Genomic DNA, 20,275 nt, shown 5'->3' on the forward strand with positions numbered 1-20,275 from the left:
AGCTTTTTCCCACCATCAAAAATGGTGGGAGTAATCTATATTATGCATCGATTACGCTGTTTAGTGTTTGGCTTGGTCGCATTAACGCTGACACTTTTTCATCATCAAGCGCGTAATATCCGCCTAAATCACCCGCCACACCTTGTGCTTCGTTGAGTTCAGTGATGATAGTCGTTTCGTTATCCGCTAACGCTTTTGCAATTGGTGCAAATTCTGCCGCTAGATCCGCATCGACGATTTGTGCTGCCAACGCCTTAGCCCAGTACGCCGCTAAATAGTAATGACTGCCACGGTTATCAAGTTGATTCACTTTACGTGACGGTGATTTGTTTTCATCTAAAAACTCACCGGTCGCTTTATCAAGCGCATCAGCTAGTACTTGTGCTTTAGCATTGCCAGTTACCGTGCTTAGGTGCTCTAACGACGCAGCAAGCGCTAAGAATTCGCCCAATGAATCCCAACGTAAGTGATTTTCTTTTTCAACCTGTTGAACGTGTTTAGGAGCTGAACCACCGGCACCCGTTTCAAACAAACCGCCACCATTCATCAGTGGAACAACCGACAGCATTTTCGCCGATGTACCCAGCTCAAGAATTGGGAAAAGATCGGTTAAGTAGTCACGCAATACGTTTCCTGTCACAGAAATCGTATCTAATCCCTCTTTAATGCGCTCTAACGAGAACTGACACGCTTCAAGTGGTGCTAGGATCTTTATGTCCAGGCCGCTCAAATCATGGCCAGGTAAGTAAGCATTTACTTTTTCGATAAGTTGAGCATCGTGTGCTCGATTCTTATCTAACCAAAATACCGCCGGTACGCCAGTTGCACGAGCGCGAGTAACGGCTAGTTTAACCCAATCTTGAATAGGGGCATCTTTCACTTGGCACATGCGGAAGATGTCGCCTTCTTCCACAGGTTGCTCTAACAATGTCGCGCCTGAAGCATCAACAACACGCACTGTGCCCTGTGCGTCTAGGGTAAACGTTTTGTCATGAGAACCGTATTCTTCTGCTTTTTGCGCCATTAGGCCAACGTTTGGAACGCTGCCCATTGTGGTTGGATCAAAAGCACCGTTTTTCTTACAGAAATCGATAACCGCTTGATAGATGCTAGCGTAGCTACGATCAGGAATCAGTGCCTTGGTGTCTTTCTGCTTGCCATCTGGACCCCACATTTGACCTGAAGAACGTAACATTGCAGGCATTGACGCATCCACAATGACATCACTTGGAACATGAAGGTTAGTAATACCACGATCTGAATCGACCATCGCAAGTGCAGGTTGAGTTTCGTAAACGGCAAGAATAGCCGCTTCAATTTCTTCTCTTTGAGCTTGTGGAAGTGACGCAATCTTTGAGTAGACATCACCTAGGCCGTTGTTCACATCTACGCCGAGCTGCTCGAAGGTCTCACCGTACTTGTCGAACACGTCTTTGTAATACACTTTAACGGCGTGGCCAAAGATGATTGGATCGGACACTTTCATCATTGTTGCTTTTAAGTGCAACGACAATAAAACATCTTGCTTCTTCGCATCAGCAATCTCTTTAGCAAAGAAATCCACTAACGCTGCTTTGTTTAAAACAGAACAGTCGATGATTTCTTTATCAAGGATTGCGAAGGGTTTTTTCAGCACTTTTACTGAACCATCTTGAGCAACGAATTCGATTTTGACTTCTGTGTCACCGCTTACAGTGACTGATTTTTCGCTACCAAAGAAGTCCTTCTCAGACATGCTTGATACATGCGATTGAGAATCCGGTGACCAGGCACCCATTGAATGTGGGTTCTTCTTCGCATAATTCTTCACCGAAAGCGGAGCACGACGATCAGAGTTACCTTCACGCAATACAGGGTTTACTGCACTGCCTTTAATTTTGTCGTAAGTCGCTTTGATCGCTTCTTGCTCGTGAGTGCTTGGCTCTTCAGGGTAGTTAGGAAGATCGTAGCCTTTAGCTTGAAGCTCTTCAATCGCTGCAATCAACTGAGGTACTGACGCTGAAATGTTCGGTAATTTAATGATATTGGCTTCTGGCGTATTCGCTAGCTCACCAAGTTCCGTCAATGCATCGCCTATGCGCTGCTCTTCTTTTAGATGCTCTGGGAAGTTTGCAATGATGCGCCCTGCTAATGAGATATCGCGTGTGTCTACATTGATGCCAGAAGAAGCGGTGAAAGATTGAATGATTGGTAATAATGAATAAGTTGCTAGCGCTGGCGCTTCATCGGTAATCGTATAAATGATGGTAGGTTTTTCTGTAGGCATGAAATTTCCCTATTGTTCTAAACAGCCACTATTGGTCTCAATAATGCTGTGTGAATGTCCGCATCCTAATTGATGCGATTTTATCACTCTTTTAAACTTCTTAAGATAGTCTTGTTGAGCAGTCGTATCCTAAGTCCTTGAGTGCTGATACTTATAATTAAACAAAACCGCGATAATAGTCTATTATCTTGAGCGTTATTCTGTTTTTGGGCGCGCAAATGATAGCTTATTTACAGATGCGGAAAAACTTTTTACCACACTTTATTCACATTTTTGCAAGGTAGTTAACATGCAGCCGCGTTCTCGTCATAAGCAGGGCCAACGTTCTTCAACTGGCTCTCGACCACATTTTAAACAAGGTGACACTTCAAAAGGTCGACGAGCAAGTCGCAAAAATGACACAAGCAAAGTGAAACGGGTCAATCCAGAAGATCGTAAAGTCATCGTATTCAATAAGCCGTTCGATACACTTAGCCAATTTACCGATGGCGATGGCAGAAAAACGTTAGCCGATTATATTCCAGTCAAAGAAGTCTATGCCGCAGGACGCCTTGATCGTGACAGTGAAGGTCTGATGATTTTAACCAATGATGGAATATTGCAGGCAAGATTGACCCAACCAAGTTCTAAATCGCCTAAAACTTATTGGGTTCAAGTTGATGGTACCCCTAGTGAGGCGTCACTCCAACAACTCAGGGATGGCGTCGAACTGAAAGATGGTCTTACCCTCCCTGCTGAAATCCAGATAATGGAAGCGCCTAGCGTTTGGGAAAGAACGCCGCCAGTTAGGGTTCGAGCAAAAATTCCGACTACATGGTTATCAATCACCATTATTGAAGGAAAGAACCGTCAGGTCCGACGGATGACAGCGCATGTCGGTCACCCTACTCTGCGTCTCATTCGTTACTCAATGGGCAACGTCGAACTGGCTGATCTTCAACCCGGTCAATGGAAAGAGATCACACTGTAGATTTCCCTCATCTCATAATCTCACTAGCTTCATGATTCCCCTAACCGCATGATTTACCTAACTGAATGATAGTTAAAGCGATGTGGCGCTTTCTTCTCTTGTCGATCACCACCTTCCGATCAAAAAAGGTCAGCATCCGTTGCTGACCTTTTTGTTATGCACCACTGGGTTTATTGAACACTATGAGTTATTAAACACGGTAGTTATTAAACACAATAGTTATTAAACACGATAGTTATTCGCTGATATCGTCCCCACCGATATTATTATCTATAGAAACGAGTCAGCGACACATCCAAACCTAGAGCTATTTATGACGCTCTTTTAGCTTATTGACGACATCATTCATTGATAAACCTTGATCTTGCAGTAGCACCATCAAGTGGTAAATAAGATCAGCAGATTCACAAACTAACTCCGCCTTGTCACCCGACGTTGCCGCAAGCGCGACTTCAACGCCCTCTTCGCCGACTTTCTGCGAAATACGCTTTGTACCACGAGCATATAGACTGGCTGTGTAAGAAGACTCTGGATCGGCGTCCTTGCGGGCAGCCAATAGCTGCTCAAGTTGATGAAGCCACACCATTTGAGACTCTTCTTGCTTGTCTGCATCCCAACATGTTGTGGTACCGGTGTGACACGTAGGACCAATTGGATTGACCTTGACAAGAAGTGTATCATTATCGCAATCAAGGGAAATATTCACCAACTGAAGAACGTTCCCTGATGTTTCACCTTTGGTCCAAAGGCGCTCTTTGGTTCTTGAGAAAAATGTAACCTGCTGAGTATCAGCTGTTTTCTCAAGCGCTGCCTGATTCATATAGCCCATCATCAAGACTTGCCCTGAGGTAAAGTCTTGCACAACAGCAGGAACCAAACCATCGACTTTGTTCCAGTCTATTCGTTCAGAAAGCTCATTTATCTTCGATACATTAAAACTCATACTCGTACCTCTATACCTTCTGCTTTTAAATATTGCTTCAGTTCACCAATATTGATGACTTGCTTATGAAATACCGAGGCAGCAAGTGCTCCATCGACATTCGTTTGTTTATACGCTTGTGCAAAATGCTCCATTGCACCAGCACCACCAGACGCGATCAGAGGCACATGGCAGACTTCGCGTACCATATTTAACTGCTCGATATCGTAGCCATTACGCACGCCATCTTGGTTCATCATATTCAGTACGATTTCACCCGCGCCTCGTTTTTGCACTTCCTGAACCCAATCTCTTGTTTCCCAGCTTGTGGCTTTGGTTCGCTCTTCATCACCCGTAAACTGATAAACCTGATACTTACCCGTGTTTTTGTCGTAGTATGAATCGATACCAACAACAATACATTGAACACCAAATTTATCGGCGAGGTCAGTGATCAACTGAGGTTTTGCGAGTGCTGGCGAGTTGATTGACACTTTATCCGCTCCAAACTCTAAAATACGGGCAGCGTCTTCAGCAGATTTAATTCCACCAGCGACACAAAAAGGGATATCAATCACCTCTGCCACTCGGGCGACCCAGCTCTTATCCACAACTCTGCCATCACTTGACGCAGTAATGTCATAAAATACCAACTCATCAGCCCCTTCTTCAGCATAACGCTGAGCTAATGGAACGATATCACCGATGATCTCGTGATTACGAAACTGAACACCTTTGACCACTTGCCCGTCACGAACATCGAGGCATGGAATTATTCGCTTTGCCAACATGCAAATGCCTCCTCTGCGGTAAACTTACCATCCAGTAGGGCTCGTCCCACTATCACGCCAGATACACCACTGCCTTTAAGTGCTTCAATGTCAGCTAGGCTGCCAATACCACCAGATGACTGGAACTGAACGTGTGGATATTGTTTACACAGATCGATATACAGCTCAACATTGGAGCCTTCTAACGTGCCGTCTCGAGAAATGTCGGTACACAAAACATGCTTCAGGCCCACAGTTAGGTAATCATCAACCAGTGCTTCAATGGTCACTCCTGAATCTTCCTGCCAGCCTGAAATAGCCACTCGCCTTACGCCTTGATCATCGATGTTAATGTCCAATGCGAGAACAATCTTCTCTGCGCCGTACTTTTCCATCCAACCTTTGACCAGTTCAGGCTGTTTGACGGCTGTAGAGCCTACGACAACCCGTTGAGCACCCGCTTCTAGCAAATCAACCACATCTTGCTCGGTTCTGACACCGCCGCCGATTTGAATATTGGCGGGTGTACTCGCCAATAACTTAGCAATCAAATCTAGTTGTCGTGCTGAGGTATCTTTAGCGCCCGTTAAATCCACTAAATGCAACCAATTGCCACCGGCTTGGTGGTAGAGATTGAACTGCTCAGCAGGATCAACTTTGTATTCTGTCACTTGGCCATAGTCGCCTTGAAATAAGCGAACAACCTGACCTTCTATTAAATCTAATGCTGGAATAATCACGATAAATTCCTTTTCCTACGCTCAGAACGGTGACGACAGTTCTAAGAAGTTTTGAATGAGTTTAGAACCGGCTTTGCTTGAACGTTCTGGGTGAAATTGAACGCCATAATAATTGCCACTTTGAAGTGCCGCCGTAAACGGAGTGCCGTAGTCACATTGCCCAATAGTGTATTCACCCACTGGCATCGCAAAGCTGTGAACAAAGTAAAAATACTCGTTCGTTTCTATGCCTTTAAACAACGGATGATTGGGGGTCGCTTGAACGGTATTCCACCCCATATGAGGCAGTGGTAAATCGCCGGTTTGTAAGCGTTTAACTTCGCCTTCACACAGACCTAAACACTCGACGATTTGATCCGCTTTTTGGCCTTTCTCCTGGGAAGCTCGGCCCAAGAGCTGCATTCCTAAGCATATACCTAGCAGTGGTTTGTCCACTTTTTTAACCAGTTCAATGAGATCGCGTTCTTGCAAGTTTTTCATGGCTTCGCTTGCGGTTCCCACCCCTGGTAGAAAAAGCTTATCAGCGGCCAACACCACTTCTGGTTGCTTCGAAATCGTAACCTTGTAGCCCAACCGCTCGATGGCAAATTTCACTGAAGAGACGTTCGCACATCCTGTATCAATAATGACGACTTTCTGATCGCTCATAATACTTCCTTATTAAAGTACGCCTTTACTGCTCGGCAGTTCCGTTCCTTCCACTTTAATCGCTTGGCGAACCGTGCGACCAAACGCTTTAAACAGACTCTCAATAATGTGGTGATCGTTGTCACCAGCCGAGGATAAGTGCAAAGTACAGGCTAGCGTATCAGTGAGTGAGCGGAAGAAATGAACCACCATTTCTGTCGATAAGTCACCGACTTGCTCTCTTGAGAACTTGGCATCAAATTTAAGGTAAGGACGCCCAGACAGATCCAGGGCACATTGCGCTAGACACTCATCCATAGGCAGACTAAAGCCGAAACGCCCAATGCCTCTTTTGTCACCCAAGGCTTCTCTAAGCGCTTCGCCGAGAGCTAGAGCGGTATCTTCAATAGTGTGGTGATCGTCAATGTGGAGGTCGCCTTTGACATCCAGCTTTAATTGAAAGCCGCCGTGAGTGGCGATTTGATCAAGCATATGGTCAAAAAATCCCATGCCAGTATCAATCTTGTTTCCACCGGTTTCATCCAGATTAACGAACACATTAATATCGGTTTCTTTGGTAGTACGAACGACTTTTGCGGTACGCGCGTTAACCGTCAAGTCTTTCAGGATCTGTTTCCAACCCATTGTCTCTGGGTTGTACTGAATGCCACGAATCGCCATGTTTTCAGCGAGCTGCAAGTCTGTTTCTCTGTCACCTATGACCACGGATTGAGCAAAATCAACTTTGCCACCCTGAAGGTATTCTTTCACCATACCTAGCTTAGGCTTACGGCAAGAACAATTGTCTTCATCAAAGTGTGGGCAAATTAGCACGTCGTCAAAAATAACACCTTGAGATTCGAAGATCTCCATCATCATATTTTGCGGCGCATCAAAGTCAGCTTGCGGGTAACTATCTGTTCCTAAACCATCTTGGTTAGTCACCATAACAAGGCGGTAACCTGCGTCTTGAAGTGATAGCAGGCTAGGAATGACGAACGGTTCCAACTTCAACTTATCTAAACGGTCTACTTGGAAATCGATCGGAGGCTCAACAATTAAGGTGCCATCACGGTCAATAAATAATATTTTCTGTTGCTTACTCACACGAACTTCCTTTTAAAAAATAGTTTAGGCAAATAGGCTTTGCCCTAAAATACCTAAGCGTAGTAATTTCTAATAAAACCTAGTGTTTTCTCACACTCTTCACGATTACCAATACTGATACGAACGCAATTTTCGATGGGAGAGTTTCTTAATATGATGCCACTGTCCCAAGCCGCCTTGAATAGAGCCTCACCATCTTGGAATTTCACCAATAAATAATTACCCCAGCCCTCAAAGACGGTAAGTTGAGGCAAGACCGATAAGCCAGCCTGCAAGTACGCTCTGTTTGCACTTAAATCAAGAACTTGATATTTCGCTCGAGCGAGCCCAGTTTCTGATAACGCTTGTTGTGCAATTTCAGCCACAGGAATCGGCACCGGATAAGGCGCAATCACCTTAAGAAGCACGTCGATGATTTCTTTGTTGGCGAGGGTAAAACCGCAACGTAACCCAGCCAATGCAAAAGCCTTAGATAAGGTACGTAATATCGCCAAATTTGGATATTGAGCTAACAAATCAACCGTTGAGGCTTCTGGGCAAAAATCGATATACGCTTCATCCATGACAACAATGGCGCGATCTTTGGTCATTTCCAGCAAAGAGACAATATCTTCCCTTTTGACTAAGTTACCCGTTGGGTTATTAGGGCTGCATACGAAAACGAGCTTTACCTTGTCTAAATTTTGTTTGATGCCCTCAAGATCCAATTGCCAATCGGAAGTAAGAGGAACGACCTTTCTCTCAACGCCGATGGTTTCAGCACTGATCGCATACATCCCGTACGTTGGTGGACAGTATAGAATGGCGTCTTCATTCGGTTCGCAGAAGGCGCGAATTAAAAGCTCAATACCTTCATCTGCTCCCCTAGTTGTCAGTGTTTGCTCAGCAGTCACATTCGCGTAATCAGCATAAGCTTGTATCAAAGCCTTTGGCTGGCATTCGCTGTAACGGTTCAATCGAGCAAAATCTGTTTTGTATTCATTATTAAATGGCGATTCGTTAGCATTGAGCCAAACATCCCCAGTGCCACCAATGCGTCTTGCTGACAAATAAGGCGTTAAGGCCTGAACTTGCTTGCGAGCGAGCTTTTCCATTAGCTTTCTCCTTGCGCCAATTTTTCAATGCGGATAGTTACCGCACGTTTGTGCGCATCTAGGCCTTCCGCTTCCGCCATTGTCACAACGGTTGGAGCCAATAGTTTAAGTCCATCTGCAGTTAGCTCTTGAACCGTCATTCTCTTCGAGAAATCGGCTAAGCCCAAGCTTGAATACGTTTTGGTATAACCATAAGTAGGCAGTACGTGGTTAGTTCCAGACGCATAATCACCAGCAGATTCAGGAGACCAGTCGCCTAAGAAAATAGAGCCCGCATTATCAAGCAGCGGTAACAGTTCACGAGGGCTTTTCGTTTGAACAATCAAGTGCTCTGGCCCATAGTAGTTTGAAATAGATATCGCTTGTGTTAGAGAGTCAGCAATAATCACCAAGCTCGAGGCTAATGCCTTTTGGGCAATATCCGCACGCGATAACTCTTGTAATTGTCGTTGGACCGCATCGGTCACTTGGTCTGCGATGACCGCCGATGGCGTTACTAATACGACTTGTGAATCTGGGCCGTGTTCAGCCTGGCTAAGTAGGTCTGCCGCAATAAAGTCAGCGTCTGCTGTCTCATCGGCTAGAACTAACACTTCTGATGGGCCTGCAGGCATATCTATCGCTGCGCCACGAAAATCATTGCTCACCTGTCTTTTGGCTTCTGTTACATAAGCATTTCCAGGTCCGAATATTTTGTCCACTTTCGTGATACTTTCCGTCCCATACGCCATGGCCGCAATCGCTTGACCGCCACCAACGTTGTAGACTTCATCGATTCCGCATAGCTTCGCCACATACAAGATTTCGTCAGCAATTGGCGGTGGAGAGCATAAGACCACTTTACGGCATCCTGCTATTTGAGCGGGAACCCCAAGCATTAAGACTGTTGAAGGCAGGGGTGCGCTGCCACCTGGAATATACAATCCAACCGTATTAATTGGCCGCGTTACTTGCTCACAAACCACACCTGGTTGTGTTTCGACACTCAATGGTTGAGGTATTTGTGCTTTATGGAATTTTGCTATATTGCTATAGGCTTGTTCGAGCGCGGCTTTTATTTCGTCCCCAAGTCTCGCTGATGCTGACTCGATGTCGTCGCTTGATACGCGGATAGAAACCAATTCAACGCCGTCAAATTTTTGGGTCAGCTCTTTAAGTGCTTTATCGCCTTCGCTGCGGACACTTGCAATGACGTCTGATACCGAGGCGGTAATATTAGCGCCTTCGGTAATGGCCGGACGCTCCAATATCGAATCTTGCTGAGATTCACTTAATGATTGCCAAACAACTGTTCTCATGGACTTACCCCATCATTTTTTCAATTGGAAGGACAAGAATCGAGCTTGCACCCAGTTCCTTCAATTGTTCCATTGTTTCCCAAAATAGGTTCTCAGTACTCACTAGGTGAACAGCGACTTTCTCTGTATCAGAAGACAGTGGCAATACGGTTGGGTCTTCTGCTCCTGGGAGAAGCGCTTTAATTTGGTCTAGCTTTGATACAGGGGCGTGAAGCATGATGTACTTCGACTCTTTCGCCTGTTGGACACCTTGCATACGGGTCAATAGCTTATCGATAAGTGCTTGCTTATCAGCATCAAATTCACCGTTGCGCTGAATCAATGTTGCTTTAGATTTGAAAATGACTTCCGCTTCTTTTAATCCGTTCGCTTCTAATGTTGCCCCCGTCGAGACTAAATCGGCAATGGCATCGGAAAGGCCAGCGCGAGGAGCAACTTCTACCGATCCCGTAAGCATACAAGCACTGTAGTCAACCCCTTGCTCATCCATAAACGCTTTTAATAGCTGAGGGTATGTGGTTGCAATGCGCTTGCCGGCGAGATCTTGAGGGCCGTTGTACTTTTCATCTTTATTGATAGCAATCGACAAGCGACAGCCACCGAAATCTAAACGTCGTAACGCTACATACTCGTTAGGTTTACCCAGTGCTTTACGATCTAGGCGAACTTCTTCGAGTTCATTTTCACCAATGAAACCGAGATCAACCACACCGTCCATAATCAAACCTGGAATATCATCATCACGTACAAGAAGCAGATCTATTGGCATATTCAGTGAATGAACAACAAGGCGTTCGCCCATCACGATAAATTTCACACCACACTTCTTAAGTAACTCTTGGCACTCTTTACTCAAGCGACCTTTCTTTTGAATAGCGATTCTTAGACGTTGTGTTTGCATTATTTCTTCCCTGTACAAATTGTTGAATTTATTAAATTTCGTTCAAGCTTAAAACTAAAAAACCCTCGGGAGACTGCATGTCTCCCGAGGGTTTGAATCTTGTTTTACCAATTTCACCTCCGGGAGCTTGTGCCTCCCGGGTATGCGTATATCTCCCCGAAAGACTAAATAGGGTGATGATGGTGATGAATATTCATAGTAATATAACGCATACTTATTGGCTCTGCTAATGTTGCTTCGTTGATAACCACACTAACTAAGCTATGTATCATTTGCAACCTTTAATTAGTACTTTTTGGTTTTTATTTGCTTTCCACAAAAAAAGAAGGCCTAAGCCTTCTTTTATATAGATAAGTCGTTAGAACTAAGCGTTTTGGTAACTTGTCACTTTTGATTTTGCAATCACGGACATTGCAAAACAAACCAGCACAAAAGTAATCAGTGATGCTAAGAACGAGAACAATACCGACGCGGTAATACCGAGTACAATGAAGCCAATACACGACACCAACGCAACCGACAGTGCGTAAGGTAATTGTGTGGCAACATGGTCAATATGATTACAACGAGCACCCGTTGATGACAAAATAGTCGTATCTGAAATTGGAGAGCAGTGATCACCAAATACAGAGCCAGCTAGCACTGCGCTTAGCATCGGTAGCATAAGTGCAACATCCGTTGCGCCAGCCATATCTCCCGCTATAGGTAACATAATGCCAAACGTGCCCCAAGAAGTGCCCGTTGAGAAAGCCATCAGCCCAGATAGTAGGAATAAAATAACCGGCAACCACATTGGGCTAATACTACCTTCAATCTGAGAAGATAAATAAGCACCGGTGTTCATGTCACCAATAACGGTACCAATCGTCCATGCGAAAATAAGAATCAAAATTGCGCCAAACATAGACTTAGCACCAATCCAAAGCGTCACACCAATATCACTAGGCGACATTTTTTGTTTTAGCACAGTCACTAACGCAACAACAAAACCAGTAATGCCACCATAAATAAGTGACATGCCAACGTCGGTATTTTCAAATGCGCCCAATAATGAAAAGGCTTGGCCGTCCGCTTTAAGCGCAGAACCACCTGTGTAAAGCATGGCAGAAACCGTCGCAACGATAAGACACAGAATCGGTAGGACCAGATCCGATACCTTTCCGTGTTCACTTTCTTGAATATCAAGCTCTTCATTTAGTTCATGAGCTTGTGGTAGATCGGCTTCTTTATCCCCATCAAACCCACGGCCTTGAGATGCTTGAATTTCGTGTTTGCGCATTTGACCCACATCAAGCTGGAACCAAACAACCGCAAACACCATTAAGAGAGCAAACACAGCATAGAAGTTCATTGGGATCATGCGCACATACGCACCGATCGCTGAATACTCAGTGACACCGTGAGAAATTAATATTCCACCAACAATCGTCATGATGTAAGCACCCCAACTTGATGCAGGCATCAACACACACATTGGTGCGGCGGTAGAGTCGAGGATGTAGGCAAGTTTTGAGCGCGAAACATAATAGCGATCAGTGACGGGCCGGGAAATAGCGCCCACAGCCAAACTGTTAAAGTAATCATCAATGAAGATGAATACCCCTAAACAGGCGGCTAGCAGTTTAGAACCGCGTTTACTTTTAACTCGAGTCTGCGCCCACTCGGCAAACGCGCGAGTGCCACCAGACATGGTTAACAGTGCAGTCATCATGCCTAATAAAAGCAAGAAACCAACGATACTCATGTTCCATGAGTTAATGCTTCCGTCTTCAATAAAGACACTTGATACAGTTTTACCCACGTATCCGGCCATGCCGGTGGCGGAGTAATCTGTAAGTAGCAACGCACCGAGTACGATGCCGACACCAAGCGAAATTAGAACGCGGCGGGTAATAATAGCAAGACTTAACGCCACAATTGGAGGCAAGAGTGACAAAGGGGATGATGCAAAATCGATTAAATTCATGATCTTCAAAAACCAGTTAGTAATGGCAAGAGATCTACTGCAGAAAAATTTCGTGATAGTAACTCATCGAAATTTCATTGAACGAAGTGAAAGGCTAACAATGACAAAACCTAACTCTACAGTAGCGCTCCATAGTGTAAAAATTATAGACTATGGCAGTGATGTACCTGTTGAGTACACCCCCAGCAAAAGGTGATGATTGCACACTTTCACTTCGGCGAAATAGCCTTTTAATGTTATTCATTGGCATCACCCCAATAACATCGACTCTTCTATCTCGCGCCTCTACCGTGCAAGGCATAAATAACCGCTGTTACTTTAAATTAACAACAATTTAACTGGCCTCACACTTAAAGCGGATTCTATTGTACTTACAAACCACCTCTTTGCAATATTTAACTCGAAATAAGATATCAATGATAAATTTCATCCTCCATTAGCCATAACACTCCACGCGCTTTATTATGCAACACGTAAAATACGTTAACTGTTCGACTATTTCTATTAAGGCAAACTTTTTTCTAATATCTGATACAACAATTACCTCTGTTTACATTAATATGACGATATATAATCCATTTATATGCTAGTATTTATTTTGATTTCATTATTGTGTTAAATCTATTTGCAGATTAATATCAACCAATACAATTTATTTTCATAGGAATAGACATGTCGGAACTATCAAAAACACTATTAAATATTCGTAGCCTTCGTGCCTTTGCTCGCGAATTAACCTTAGAGCAACTAGAAGAAGCCTTAGATAAATTAACGATTGTTGTTCAAGAACGTAACGAAGCTGAAGCTGAAGAGCGTGCAGCTAAAGCGGAACAAGAACAAAAACTGGCCGCCATTGCTGAACAGATTTCAAAAGACGGTATTGATGTTGAAGCGCTTATTTCTGCGTTATCCGGCGAAACAAAAACTAAGGCTGGTAAAGTAAAAGCTAAACGTGCTCCTCGCCCTGCAAAATATAAGTATGTAGATACTAATGGCGAAGAAAAGACTTGGACCGGTCAAGGCCGTACACCTTCAGCAATTCAAACTCAGCTTGATGCGGGTAAATCATTAGAAGAATTTGCACTTTAATTTCGTTTTCTAAAACATCATTAAATATAAAAGGCTCCTTTAAAGGAGCCTTTCTGTTTTATCGTTCCCAGGAAGTTATCGTTCCCAATAAGATTCTTCTAAGCTGTCTTCCCTTTCAGGTAAACCCTTCGATAATCTTGGTGAATGCTGAGCTAATACTTCATAGCTCGCTCTATTGGAATATTTACACACTTGTGAAAACGAAGAGTAGGTTAAGAATGTGTGAGCATGCTTACTTGAGTTTGGAATATTTTCCCGGTGATATGTGTTAGCCGCCATATCATGCAGTAACGCAGAGAGAGCGGCATCTCCTGCGCCATTGGTATTTTTAATTTTCTCTGGCCCGCCCATATATGGCGCTATATGTGAATACACCTTAATCGGATTATCACACATAGATTTCGCTGCAGGTCGGCTAAACTCATATCGATTAAATTCAGCAATCGATCCTGGCATTAATGGTAACGACGTTTCTCGTTTCGCCGCATCTTCCGTATAACCCGCCATAAATAAGCCAACAGGGCCAGCCGTACATAAAACTAAATCAACCCAATTCAAAGTAATATCTGCAGCGACTAAAGGATCATGTTCACCGGTTAAAGCTTCCGCTTCTTCTTCATTCATTGCAACAACGGAAATATGTTCTTTTAAAAATTCTTGCCAGAATAAAGGATCATTCTGAATAACGTATTTTGTTCCTAACGTTAATACGACTGGGACATTATTCTTTTTTGCATACTCAATTGCTTTCATCGTAGCTAGAGGCATTGGATCGCCCTCTTTACAGCGAACTAAATAAGCGGTGATGACCAGAGCTGAAGCATTTTTAAATATAGACTCAGGAATACTGTCTGGATGAAGTTGATTCATTTGACCTTCACTAATTGCAAAAGTCCGTTCTCCATCTTCCGTTATCAAAGCGAAACATCGCCCTATTGCACCATCAACACCTTGCAAATGATTAAGATCCATCCGGCTCGATGTATTGCATAAATATTGATAGCCATAACTGCCAATTTTAATATCTTGGCTCATCACCCCTAATAAAGTAGAACGGTCATCAGCTAACACCGAATAATTATGCAGCGTATTCCCAATGGTTCCACCTGCATGTTCATTCGTAATGAGCTGCTCTTTTTTTAAATGATTGTATAACGTTTCAGCGGTTGCATCATCAATAACTAATGAGTGCCCTTTGCTTAAATTATATTCTTCAATAAGATCAGAGGTGACTTTCGCTTCGATATCAACAAGCGTTTGATCAATGCCAATAATATGGGTTTGTGACATTTTCTTACTTTCTTGAGCTTGACTCACTAAAGGATCACGAGCGTGAACAGGAAAATAATGCTTGGACTTGCGTTGACCAGGGAATTTCATAAGCGACAGTTCGTATTAAGGATGAAGGGGGGATTCTACCGCGCTCAATAACACGCGGCAATCTAGCTAATTATAGCAAACGTTTGCGATAATAAAATTTATTCACCTTCCATAAAGCTCAGGTCTGGTAGACGATCTAAATGCTCTGAATAACGTTTTAAATTGAACTCGCCTTCATTTTTCATGACATCAAAAATCTCTATCGACATACAACATGCCATCATTGCAACCGCATCATCACGTGAAGTCCCTGTCATCATCAGGCGCATCAGTGTTTCTTTTACCTTCATTGGATTTCCATCTTCAAGCTGATTCTCAATCACTTGAATAAGCTCTTCTTCTTGCATGAATTCGTTTTGTTCAGACATGTTTATGGCCTCAATATTAATTTCGCTGCACTATGCCATAGGTGAGCAAATAACTTCTACATTTATGCCATTTTTTTCATCAAATGACGTTGTGATTCTAGCCTAGAAACTGTCACCCCTTGTCTGTTTCTGTTAGAATCTGCGACCAGTTATAGTGAGTGGTAATAAGTCATGTCAAACAACAGCCAAAAGAAAGTCATTGTCGGAATGTCTGGGGGTGTCGATTCATCCGTTTCAGCGTATCTTCTTCAGCAGCAAGGTTATCAAGTCGAAGGCTTGTTCATGAAAAATTGGGAAGAAGACGACAATGAAGAGTATTGTACTGCGGCTGAAGATCTCGCTGATGCTCAAGCTGTCTGTGACAAATTAGGGATACACCTACACACCATCAATTTCGCCGCAGAATATTGGGATAATGTGTTTGAGTACTTCCTTGAGGAATATAAAGCAGGAAGAACCCCTAACCCTGATATTCTTTGCAACAAAGAGATTAAATTTAAAGCATTTCTCGATTTTGCTGATGATGTTCTTGATGCAGATTATATTGCAATGGGCCATTACGTTAGCCGTACCTTTCCTGAAGGCGAAGAAAAACCGCAAATGCTTCGTGGCCTAGATAGTAATAAAGATCAAAGCTATTTCTTATATACATTAAGTCATGAGCAAGTGGCCCGTAGCCTTTTCCCTGTTGGCGAACTTGAAAAACCCGAAGTGCGTCGAATTGCTGAAGAGCAAGGGCTGATTACTGCGAAGAAAAAAGATTCAACCGGTATCTGCTTTATCGGCGAGCGAAAATTCACCGATTTCCTATCGCGCTACCTTCCTGCTCAACCAGGTAAAATCGAGACACCAGAAGGCAAGGTAATTGGCGAACATCAAGGTTTGATGTATCACACCCTAGGTCAGAGAAAAGGTCTGCACATTGGTGGCCAAAAAGGCGGCGGCGGTAATGAAGAACCTTGGTATGTAGCAGAAAAAGATCTTAAACGTAATGTTCTTATTGCGGTACAAGGTGGCGATCACCCTCTTCTAAAGTCTCAAGGGTTGATAGCATCACAGCTTCACTGGGTAGACAGGAACACGATCACCGAGCCACTAACCTGCACGGTGAAGACTCGCTATCGTCAGACCGACATTAAGTGCACCATCATCCCAGTGGACGATGAAAGTATTAAGGTCATCTTTGACGAGCCCCAAGTTGCTGTCACACCTGGCCAATCCGCTGTCTTTTATTCAGATAATGTCTGCCTCGGTGGCGGTATTATCGAACAACGTATTTAACTAATTCGTAAACTGGAGTACTACTACGTGGCGAATTCTCTGTATGACCGTACTATAGCCTTTGCTGGTATATGCCAAGCTGTCTCATTAGTTCAACAAGTAGCCAAAGATGGTGAGTGCGATAGCGATGCCTTTAGAACCTCACTGCATGCTGTCATTAATACCAGCCCAAATAGTACCTTAGATGTGTTCGGCAGTGAGCAAGATCTAAAACTTGGGTTGCAGTGTTTGGTAAAAGGAATCGACAGTACCCCAGCGGGCAGCGAAGTAACACGCTATATCATCAGCCTAATGGCTCTCGAGAAAAAACTCAGTTTACGCAATGATGCTATGTCTCAGCTCGGCGATCGTATACAGATGTTGGAGCGCCAGTTAGACCACTTTGAACTGCTTGATGACCAAATGCTCAGTAACCTCGCCAGTGTTTATCTGGATGTGGTTAGCCCTATAGGCCCGCGTATTCAGGTTTCTGGAACACCCACTGTCTTACAGCATACGACTAACCAGCACAAAGTTCGTGCATTATTGTTGTCGGGTATACGCAGTGCGGTTCTTTGGCGTCAAGTTGGGGGCAAACGTCGCCACTTAATTTTTGGTCGCAAGAAAATGGTCGAACAAGCTCAGATTCTATTAGCCAGAATGTAGCCAGACTGAACAAATACACAGCTTGCGAACTATCGCGAGCTGACTTTTTATTCAATTCACTGTCTCTATTCGCTCAATGTAACTTTCGCGCAAACGATTGCGCAATATTCGTGACAATAAGAGCAGTTATTGGTATAAAGCTCACAATTATTTAGAAACATAAGTTTTGAAAACACAAATTTTGAAACTCAATTCAGGAGAACACCATGGATTTGTCAGCGTTAACTGCTGTATCACCGGTAGATGGCCGTTACGGAAGTAAGACGATTGCTTTACGCAGCATCTTTAGTGAGTATGGGCTACTAAAATACCGCACTATTGTCGAAGTTCGTTGGTTGCAAAAACTAGCTGCAACGGCAGGTATTGCTGAAGTTCCAGCGTTTAGCGCAGAAGCGAATCAATTCCTAGATAACATTGCAGCGAACTTTAACGAAGAAGACGCAGCACGTATCAAAGAAATTGAACGCACGACTAACCACGATGTGAAAGCGGTGGAATATTTTCTAAAAGAGAAAGTCGCAGACAACGCAGAGCTTCATGCGGTTAATGAGTTCATCCACTTTGCATGTACTTCAGAAGATATCAATAACACGTCACACGCACTAATGTTAAAAGAAGCGCGTGAAACGGTTATCCTACCTGAAATTAAAAACATCATTGACGCGATTAAAGCACTGGCTGTTGAATACCGCGACATTCCATTACTTTCTCGTACGCACGGTCAACCTGCCTCGCCAAGCACAATGGGTAAAGAGATGGCAAACGTTGCATACCGTATGGAGCGTCAATACAAGCAAATCGCTGATGTTGAAATTCTGGCAAAAGTAAACGGCGCGGTTGGCAACTACAACGCTCACCTTTCTGCTTACCCTGAACTGGATTGGCATAACTTTAGTGAAGAGTTCATCACTGAATCTCTTGGTGTAAGATGGAACCCATACACAACTCAAATTGAACCTCACGATTACATCGCTGAACTATTCGATGCGATTGCACGTTTCAATACGATTCTTATCGATTTTGATCGTGATGTTTGGGGCTATATTGCTCTTGGTCACTTCAAACAGAAGACCATCGCTGGTGAAATCGGATCGTCGACGATGCCACATAAAGTAAACCCAATCGACTTTGAAAATTCGGAAGGTAACCTTGGTCTAGCAAACGCAATGTTTAACCACCTATCGCAAAAGCTGCCTATTTCTCGCTGGCAACGTGACTTAACCGATTCAACGGTATTGCGTAACCTAGGTGTTGGTGTTGGCTATGCAATCATTGCTTATACTTCAACGCTTAAAGGTATTAGCAAGCTAGAAGTGAACCGTGAAGCACTATTGGCTGATCTTGATAAGAACTGGGAAGTACTTGCAGAGCCAGTACAAACTGTGATGCGTCGCTACGGCATTGAAAAGCCTTATGAAAAGCTTAAAGAGCTCACTCGTGGTAAGCGAATCGATGGTGAAGCTATGCGTAACTTTATTGACGGCCTTGAGCTTCCTGAGGCTGAAAAAGTGCGTCTAAAAGAGATGACACCTGCTAACTATATCGGTCAAGCCATTGAGCTGACGGACAAACTATAGCAAGCACTTTCCTTCCATCAGCATGCAATGAGCGATCATTAGAGCTATCATTAACATGCGCTAGAATGGTAATAAAGTAACAAACAACAAAAAGGGCTCTGATGAGCCCTTTTTTAATCTCTAATTATTTTTCACACTCAACCCTTCTTATCTCTGAATAATAGGGTTTGTTCTCTGAATAATAGCGTTTAAGTCGATTGACTAGCCAGCCGTGTTTAGCTGTAATCGTAGCTTCTTAACGCAGCAATGCGCTTATCCAGCGGTGGATGGCTCATAAGAAGCTCAGTCATAGAACGCTTACCATTAATACCAAAGGCCATCATAGACCCTTCTAATTGTGGTTCGTGACTGACTTTCAAACGCTCTAGAGCCGCAATCATTTTATGACTGCCTACCAGCTTCGCTGCACCATAGTCGGCATGAAACTCACGATGACGGCTGTACCACATGGTAATGAAGCTGGCTAGGAAACCAAACACCAATTCCAGCACCATCGAAACACCAAAGTAAACCATCATATTGCTTCCCCCCTCCCCTTCGTCATTGTTATTTGATGCAACAATGTTGGCGATAAAACGGGATAAGAAAATAACAAACGTATTGACGACACCTTGCATCAGCGTCATCGTCACCATGTCCCCATTGGCAATGTGGCTAACTTCATGGGCGAGTACCGCTTCCGCCTCATCGCGCGTCATGCTATGGAGTAACCCGGTTGACACCGCGACAAGTGAATCATCTCGCTTTGCTCCAGTTGCAAAAGCATTGATATCTGGCGCATCATAAATCGCTACTGTTGGCATCCCAATACCAGCCTGTTGAGATTGACGACTCACGGTTTCCATCAACCAATGCTCCGTTTCATTTCGTGGGCTTTCAATCACAACACCACCCACAGAGCGCAGGGCCAACTTCTTTGACATCAGCAGCGAAATAAACGAGCCACCAAATCCAAATACGGCAGCCATGACTAATAAGCCAGATAGACTACCTGGTTGCATTCCCGTTACAGCGTAAACGATATTAAGTACAACACTTAGTACAAGCACCACTGCTAAGTTAGTGGCTAAAAACAGCATTATCCGCTTCATTCTTTCTCTCCGATGGGAAGCTTACACGACATGATAATAGAAAACTTTATCACTTATATTTATACATATAGTTTAAAGGGAAATAAAACAAGGTTAAGTGCTAAATTGAAACATTTGTTTTCTATTGTAATGCATGAGGTTACATATTGATTAGACTTTAGTCTTATTGTGCTTTTAGACCAA

General features: G+C 43.7%; 18 protein-coding genes, 1 riboswitch and 1 other annotated feature. Of the genes, 5 read left to right on the plus strand and 13 right to left on the minus strand.

What is annotated here, in order from left to right; genetic code table 11:
• Window positions 1-40: 40 nt before the first annotated feature.
• Window positions 41-2,266: an NADP-dependent isocitrate dehydrogenase gene (locus QF117_RS15290; RefSeq protein ID WP_282386609.1), complete on the minus strand. Its 2,226-nt coding sequence runs from the start codon at window positions 2,264-2,266 to the stop codon at window positions 41-43.
• Window positions 2,267-2,555: 289 nt separating this feature from the next.
• On the opposite strand from QF117_RS15290, the gene QF117_RS15295 reads away from it, so the two are divergent.
• A complete protein-coding gene (locus QF117_RS15295; protein ID WP_282386611.1) occupies window positions 2,556-3,236 on the plus strand; it encodes a pseudouridine synthase in 681 nt (226 codons plus the stop codon).
• Between the two features lie 307 nt (window positions 3,237-3,543).
• Here QF117_RS15295 and hisIE read toward each other — a convergent pair whose 3' ends face one another.
• The 9 genes from hisIE to QF117_RS15340 all read right to left on the minus strand — a co-directional run bounded on the left by hisIE (window position 3,544) and on the right by QF117_RS15340 (window position 12,661).
• A complete protein-coding gene (gene hisIE / locus QF117_RS15300) occupies window positions 3,544-4,179 on the minus strand; it encodes a bifunctional phosphoribosyl-AMP cyclohydrolase/phosphoribosyl-ATP diphosphatase HisIE (RefSeq protein ID WP_282386612.1) in 636 nt (211 codons plus the stop codon).
• Complete coding sequence (hisF, locus tag QF117_RS15305; RefSeq protein ID WP_282386613.1) at window positions 4,176-4,949, minus strand: imidazole glycerol phosphate synthase subunit HisF; 774 nt, start codon at window positions 4,947-4,949, stop codon at window positions 4,176-4,178. Before hisF ends, hisIE begins: the two co-directional genes overlap by 4 nt.
• The gene (gene hisA, locus QF117_RS15310) at window positions 4,931-5,668 is read right to left on the minus strand and encodes a 1-(5-phosphoribosyl)-5-[(5-phosphoribosylamino)methylideneamino]imidazole-4-carboxamide isomerase (protein ID WP_282386614.1); all 738 of its coding nucleotides are present in this window, start codon (window positions 5,666-5,668) and stop codon (window positions 4,931-4,933) included. Before hisA ends, hisF begins: the two co-directional genes overlap by 19 nt.
• Window positions 5,669-5,689: 21 nt before the next feature.
• Window positions 5,690-6,316, minus strand: coding sequence for an imidazole glycerol phosphate synthase subunit HisH (gene hisH, locus QF117_RS15315; protein ID WP_282386615.1), 627 nt, complete (start codon window positions 6,314-6,316; stop codon window positions 5,690-5,692).
• A gap of 12 nt (window positions 6,317-6,328) precedes the next feature.
• The gene (hisB, locus tag QF117_RS15320) at window positions 6,329-7,402 is read right to left on the minus strand and encodes a bifunctional histidinol-phosphatase/imidazoleglycerol-phosphate dehydratase HisB (RefSeq protein WP_282386616.1); all 1,074 of its coding nucleotides are present in this window, start codon (window positions 7,400-7,402) and stop codon (window positions 6,329-6,331) included.
• Between the two features lie 53 nt (window positions 7,403-7,455).
• Window positions 7,456-8,496 (minus strand): histidinol-phosphate transaminase, encoded by a 1,041-nt coding sequence (gene hisC / locus QF117_RS15325; protein WP_282386617.1) that lies wholly within the window; start codon window positions 8,494-8,496, stop codon window positions 7,456-7,458.
• Entirely contained in the window at window positions 8,496-9,794 is a 1,299-nt protein-coding gene (gene hisD, locus QF117_RS15330; protein WP_282386619.1) for a histidinol dehydrogenase, read from the minus strand. Before hisD ends, hisC begins: the two co-directional genes overlap by 1 nt.
• Before the next feature lie 4 nt (window positions 9,795-9,798).
• Window positions 9,799-10,695 (minus strand): ATP phosphoribosyltransferase, encoded by an 897-nt coding sequence (gene hisG / locus QF117_RS15335; RefSeq protein WP_282386621.1) that lies wholly within the window; start codon window positions 10,693-10,695, stop codon window positions 9,799-9,801.
• A 53-nt stretch (window positions 10,696-10,748) separates the two neighbouring features.
• Window positions 10,749-10,884 (minus strand) — a sequence feature (His leader region).
• Between the two features lie 175 nt (window positions 10,885-11,059).
• Window positions 11,060-12,661: a Na+/H+ antiporter NhaC family protein gene (locus QF117_RS15340; protein ID WP_017034904.1), complete on the minus strand. Its 1,602-nt coding sequence runs from the start codon at window positions 12,659-12,661 to the stop codon at window positions 11,060-11,062.
• Window positions 12,662-12,775: 114 nt separating this feature from the next.
• Window positions 12,776-12,957: riboswitch (Lysine riboswitch) on the minus strand.
• A gap of 376 nt (window positions 12,958-13,333) precedes the next feature.
• Here QF117_RS15340 and QF117_RS15345 point away from each other — a divergent pair.
• Window positions 13,334-13,750: an H-NS family nucleoid-associated regulatory protein gene (locus tag QF117_RS15345; RefSeq protein WP_282386623.1), complete on the plus strand. Its 417-nt coding sequence runs from the start codon at window positions 13,334-13,336 to the stop codon at window positions 13,748-13,750.
• Between the two features lie 75 nt (window positions 13,751-13,825).
• Here the strand turns inward: QF117_RS15345 and QF117_RS15350 are convergent, their stop codons facing one another.
• Together QF117_RS15350 and QF117_RS15355 are read right to left on the minus strand one after the other, a co-directional pair.
• Window positions 13,826-15,130, minus strand: a complete 1,305-nt coding sequence (locus tag QF117_RS15350; protein WP_282386625.1) for an inosine/guanosine kinase — start codon at window positions 15,128-15,130, stop codon at window positions 13,826-13,828.
• Between the two features lie 98 nt (window positions 15,131-15,228).
• Window positions 15,229-15,498 carry a hypothetical protein gene (locus tag QF117_RS15355; protein WP_017034901.1) on the minus strand — a complete coding sequence of 90 codons (270 nt, stop codon included), beginning with the start codon at window positions 15,496-15,498 and terminating at the stop codon, window positions 15,229-15,231.
• A 171-nt stretch (window positions 15,499-15,669) separates the two neighbouring features.
• Between QF117_RS15355 and mnmA the strand changes: the two genes are divergently transcribed.
• The 3 genes from mnmA to purB all read left to right on the plus strand — a co-directional run bounded on the left by mnmA (window position 15,670) and on the right by purB (window position 19,001).
• Complete coding sequence (mnmA, locus tag QF117_RS15360; protein WP_282386628.1) at window positions 15,670-16,779, plus strand: tRNA 2-thiouridine(34) synthase MnmA; 1,110 nt, start codon at window positions 15,670-15,672, stop codon at window positions 16,777-16,779.
• A gap of 27 nt (window positions 16,780-16,806) precedes the next feature.
• Window positions 16,807-17,424, plus strand: a complete 618-nt coding sequence (hflD, locus tag QF117_RS15365; RefSeq protein WP_282386630.1) for a high frequency lysogenization protein HflD — start codon at window positions 16,807-16,809, stop codon at window positions 17,422-17,424.
• A 206-nt stretch (window positions 17,425-17,630) separates the two neighbouring features.
• Window positions 17,631-19,001, plus strand: coding sequence for an adenylosuccinate lyase (gene purB, locus QF117_RS15370; protein WP_282386631.1), 1,371 nt, complete (start codon window positions 17,631-17,633; stop codon window positions 18,999-19,001).
• 215 nt (window positions 19,002-19,216) lie between these two features.
• Here purB and htpX read toward each other — a convergent pair whose 3' ends face one another.
• A complete protein-coding gene (gene htpX, locus QF117_RS15375; RefSeq protein ID WP_282386633.1) occupies window positions 19,217-20,092 on the minus strand; it encodes a protease HtpX in 876 nt (291 codons plus the stop codon).
• Window positions 20,093-20,275: the final 183 nt, after the last annotated feature.

This window comes from Vibrio sp. YMD68, assembly GCF_029958905.1.
Taxonomy (GTDB): domain Bacteria; phylum Pseudomonadota; class Gammaproteobacteria; order Enterobacterales; family Vibrionaceae; genus Vibrio.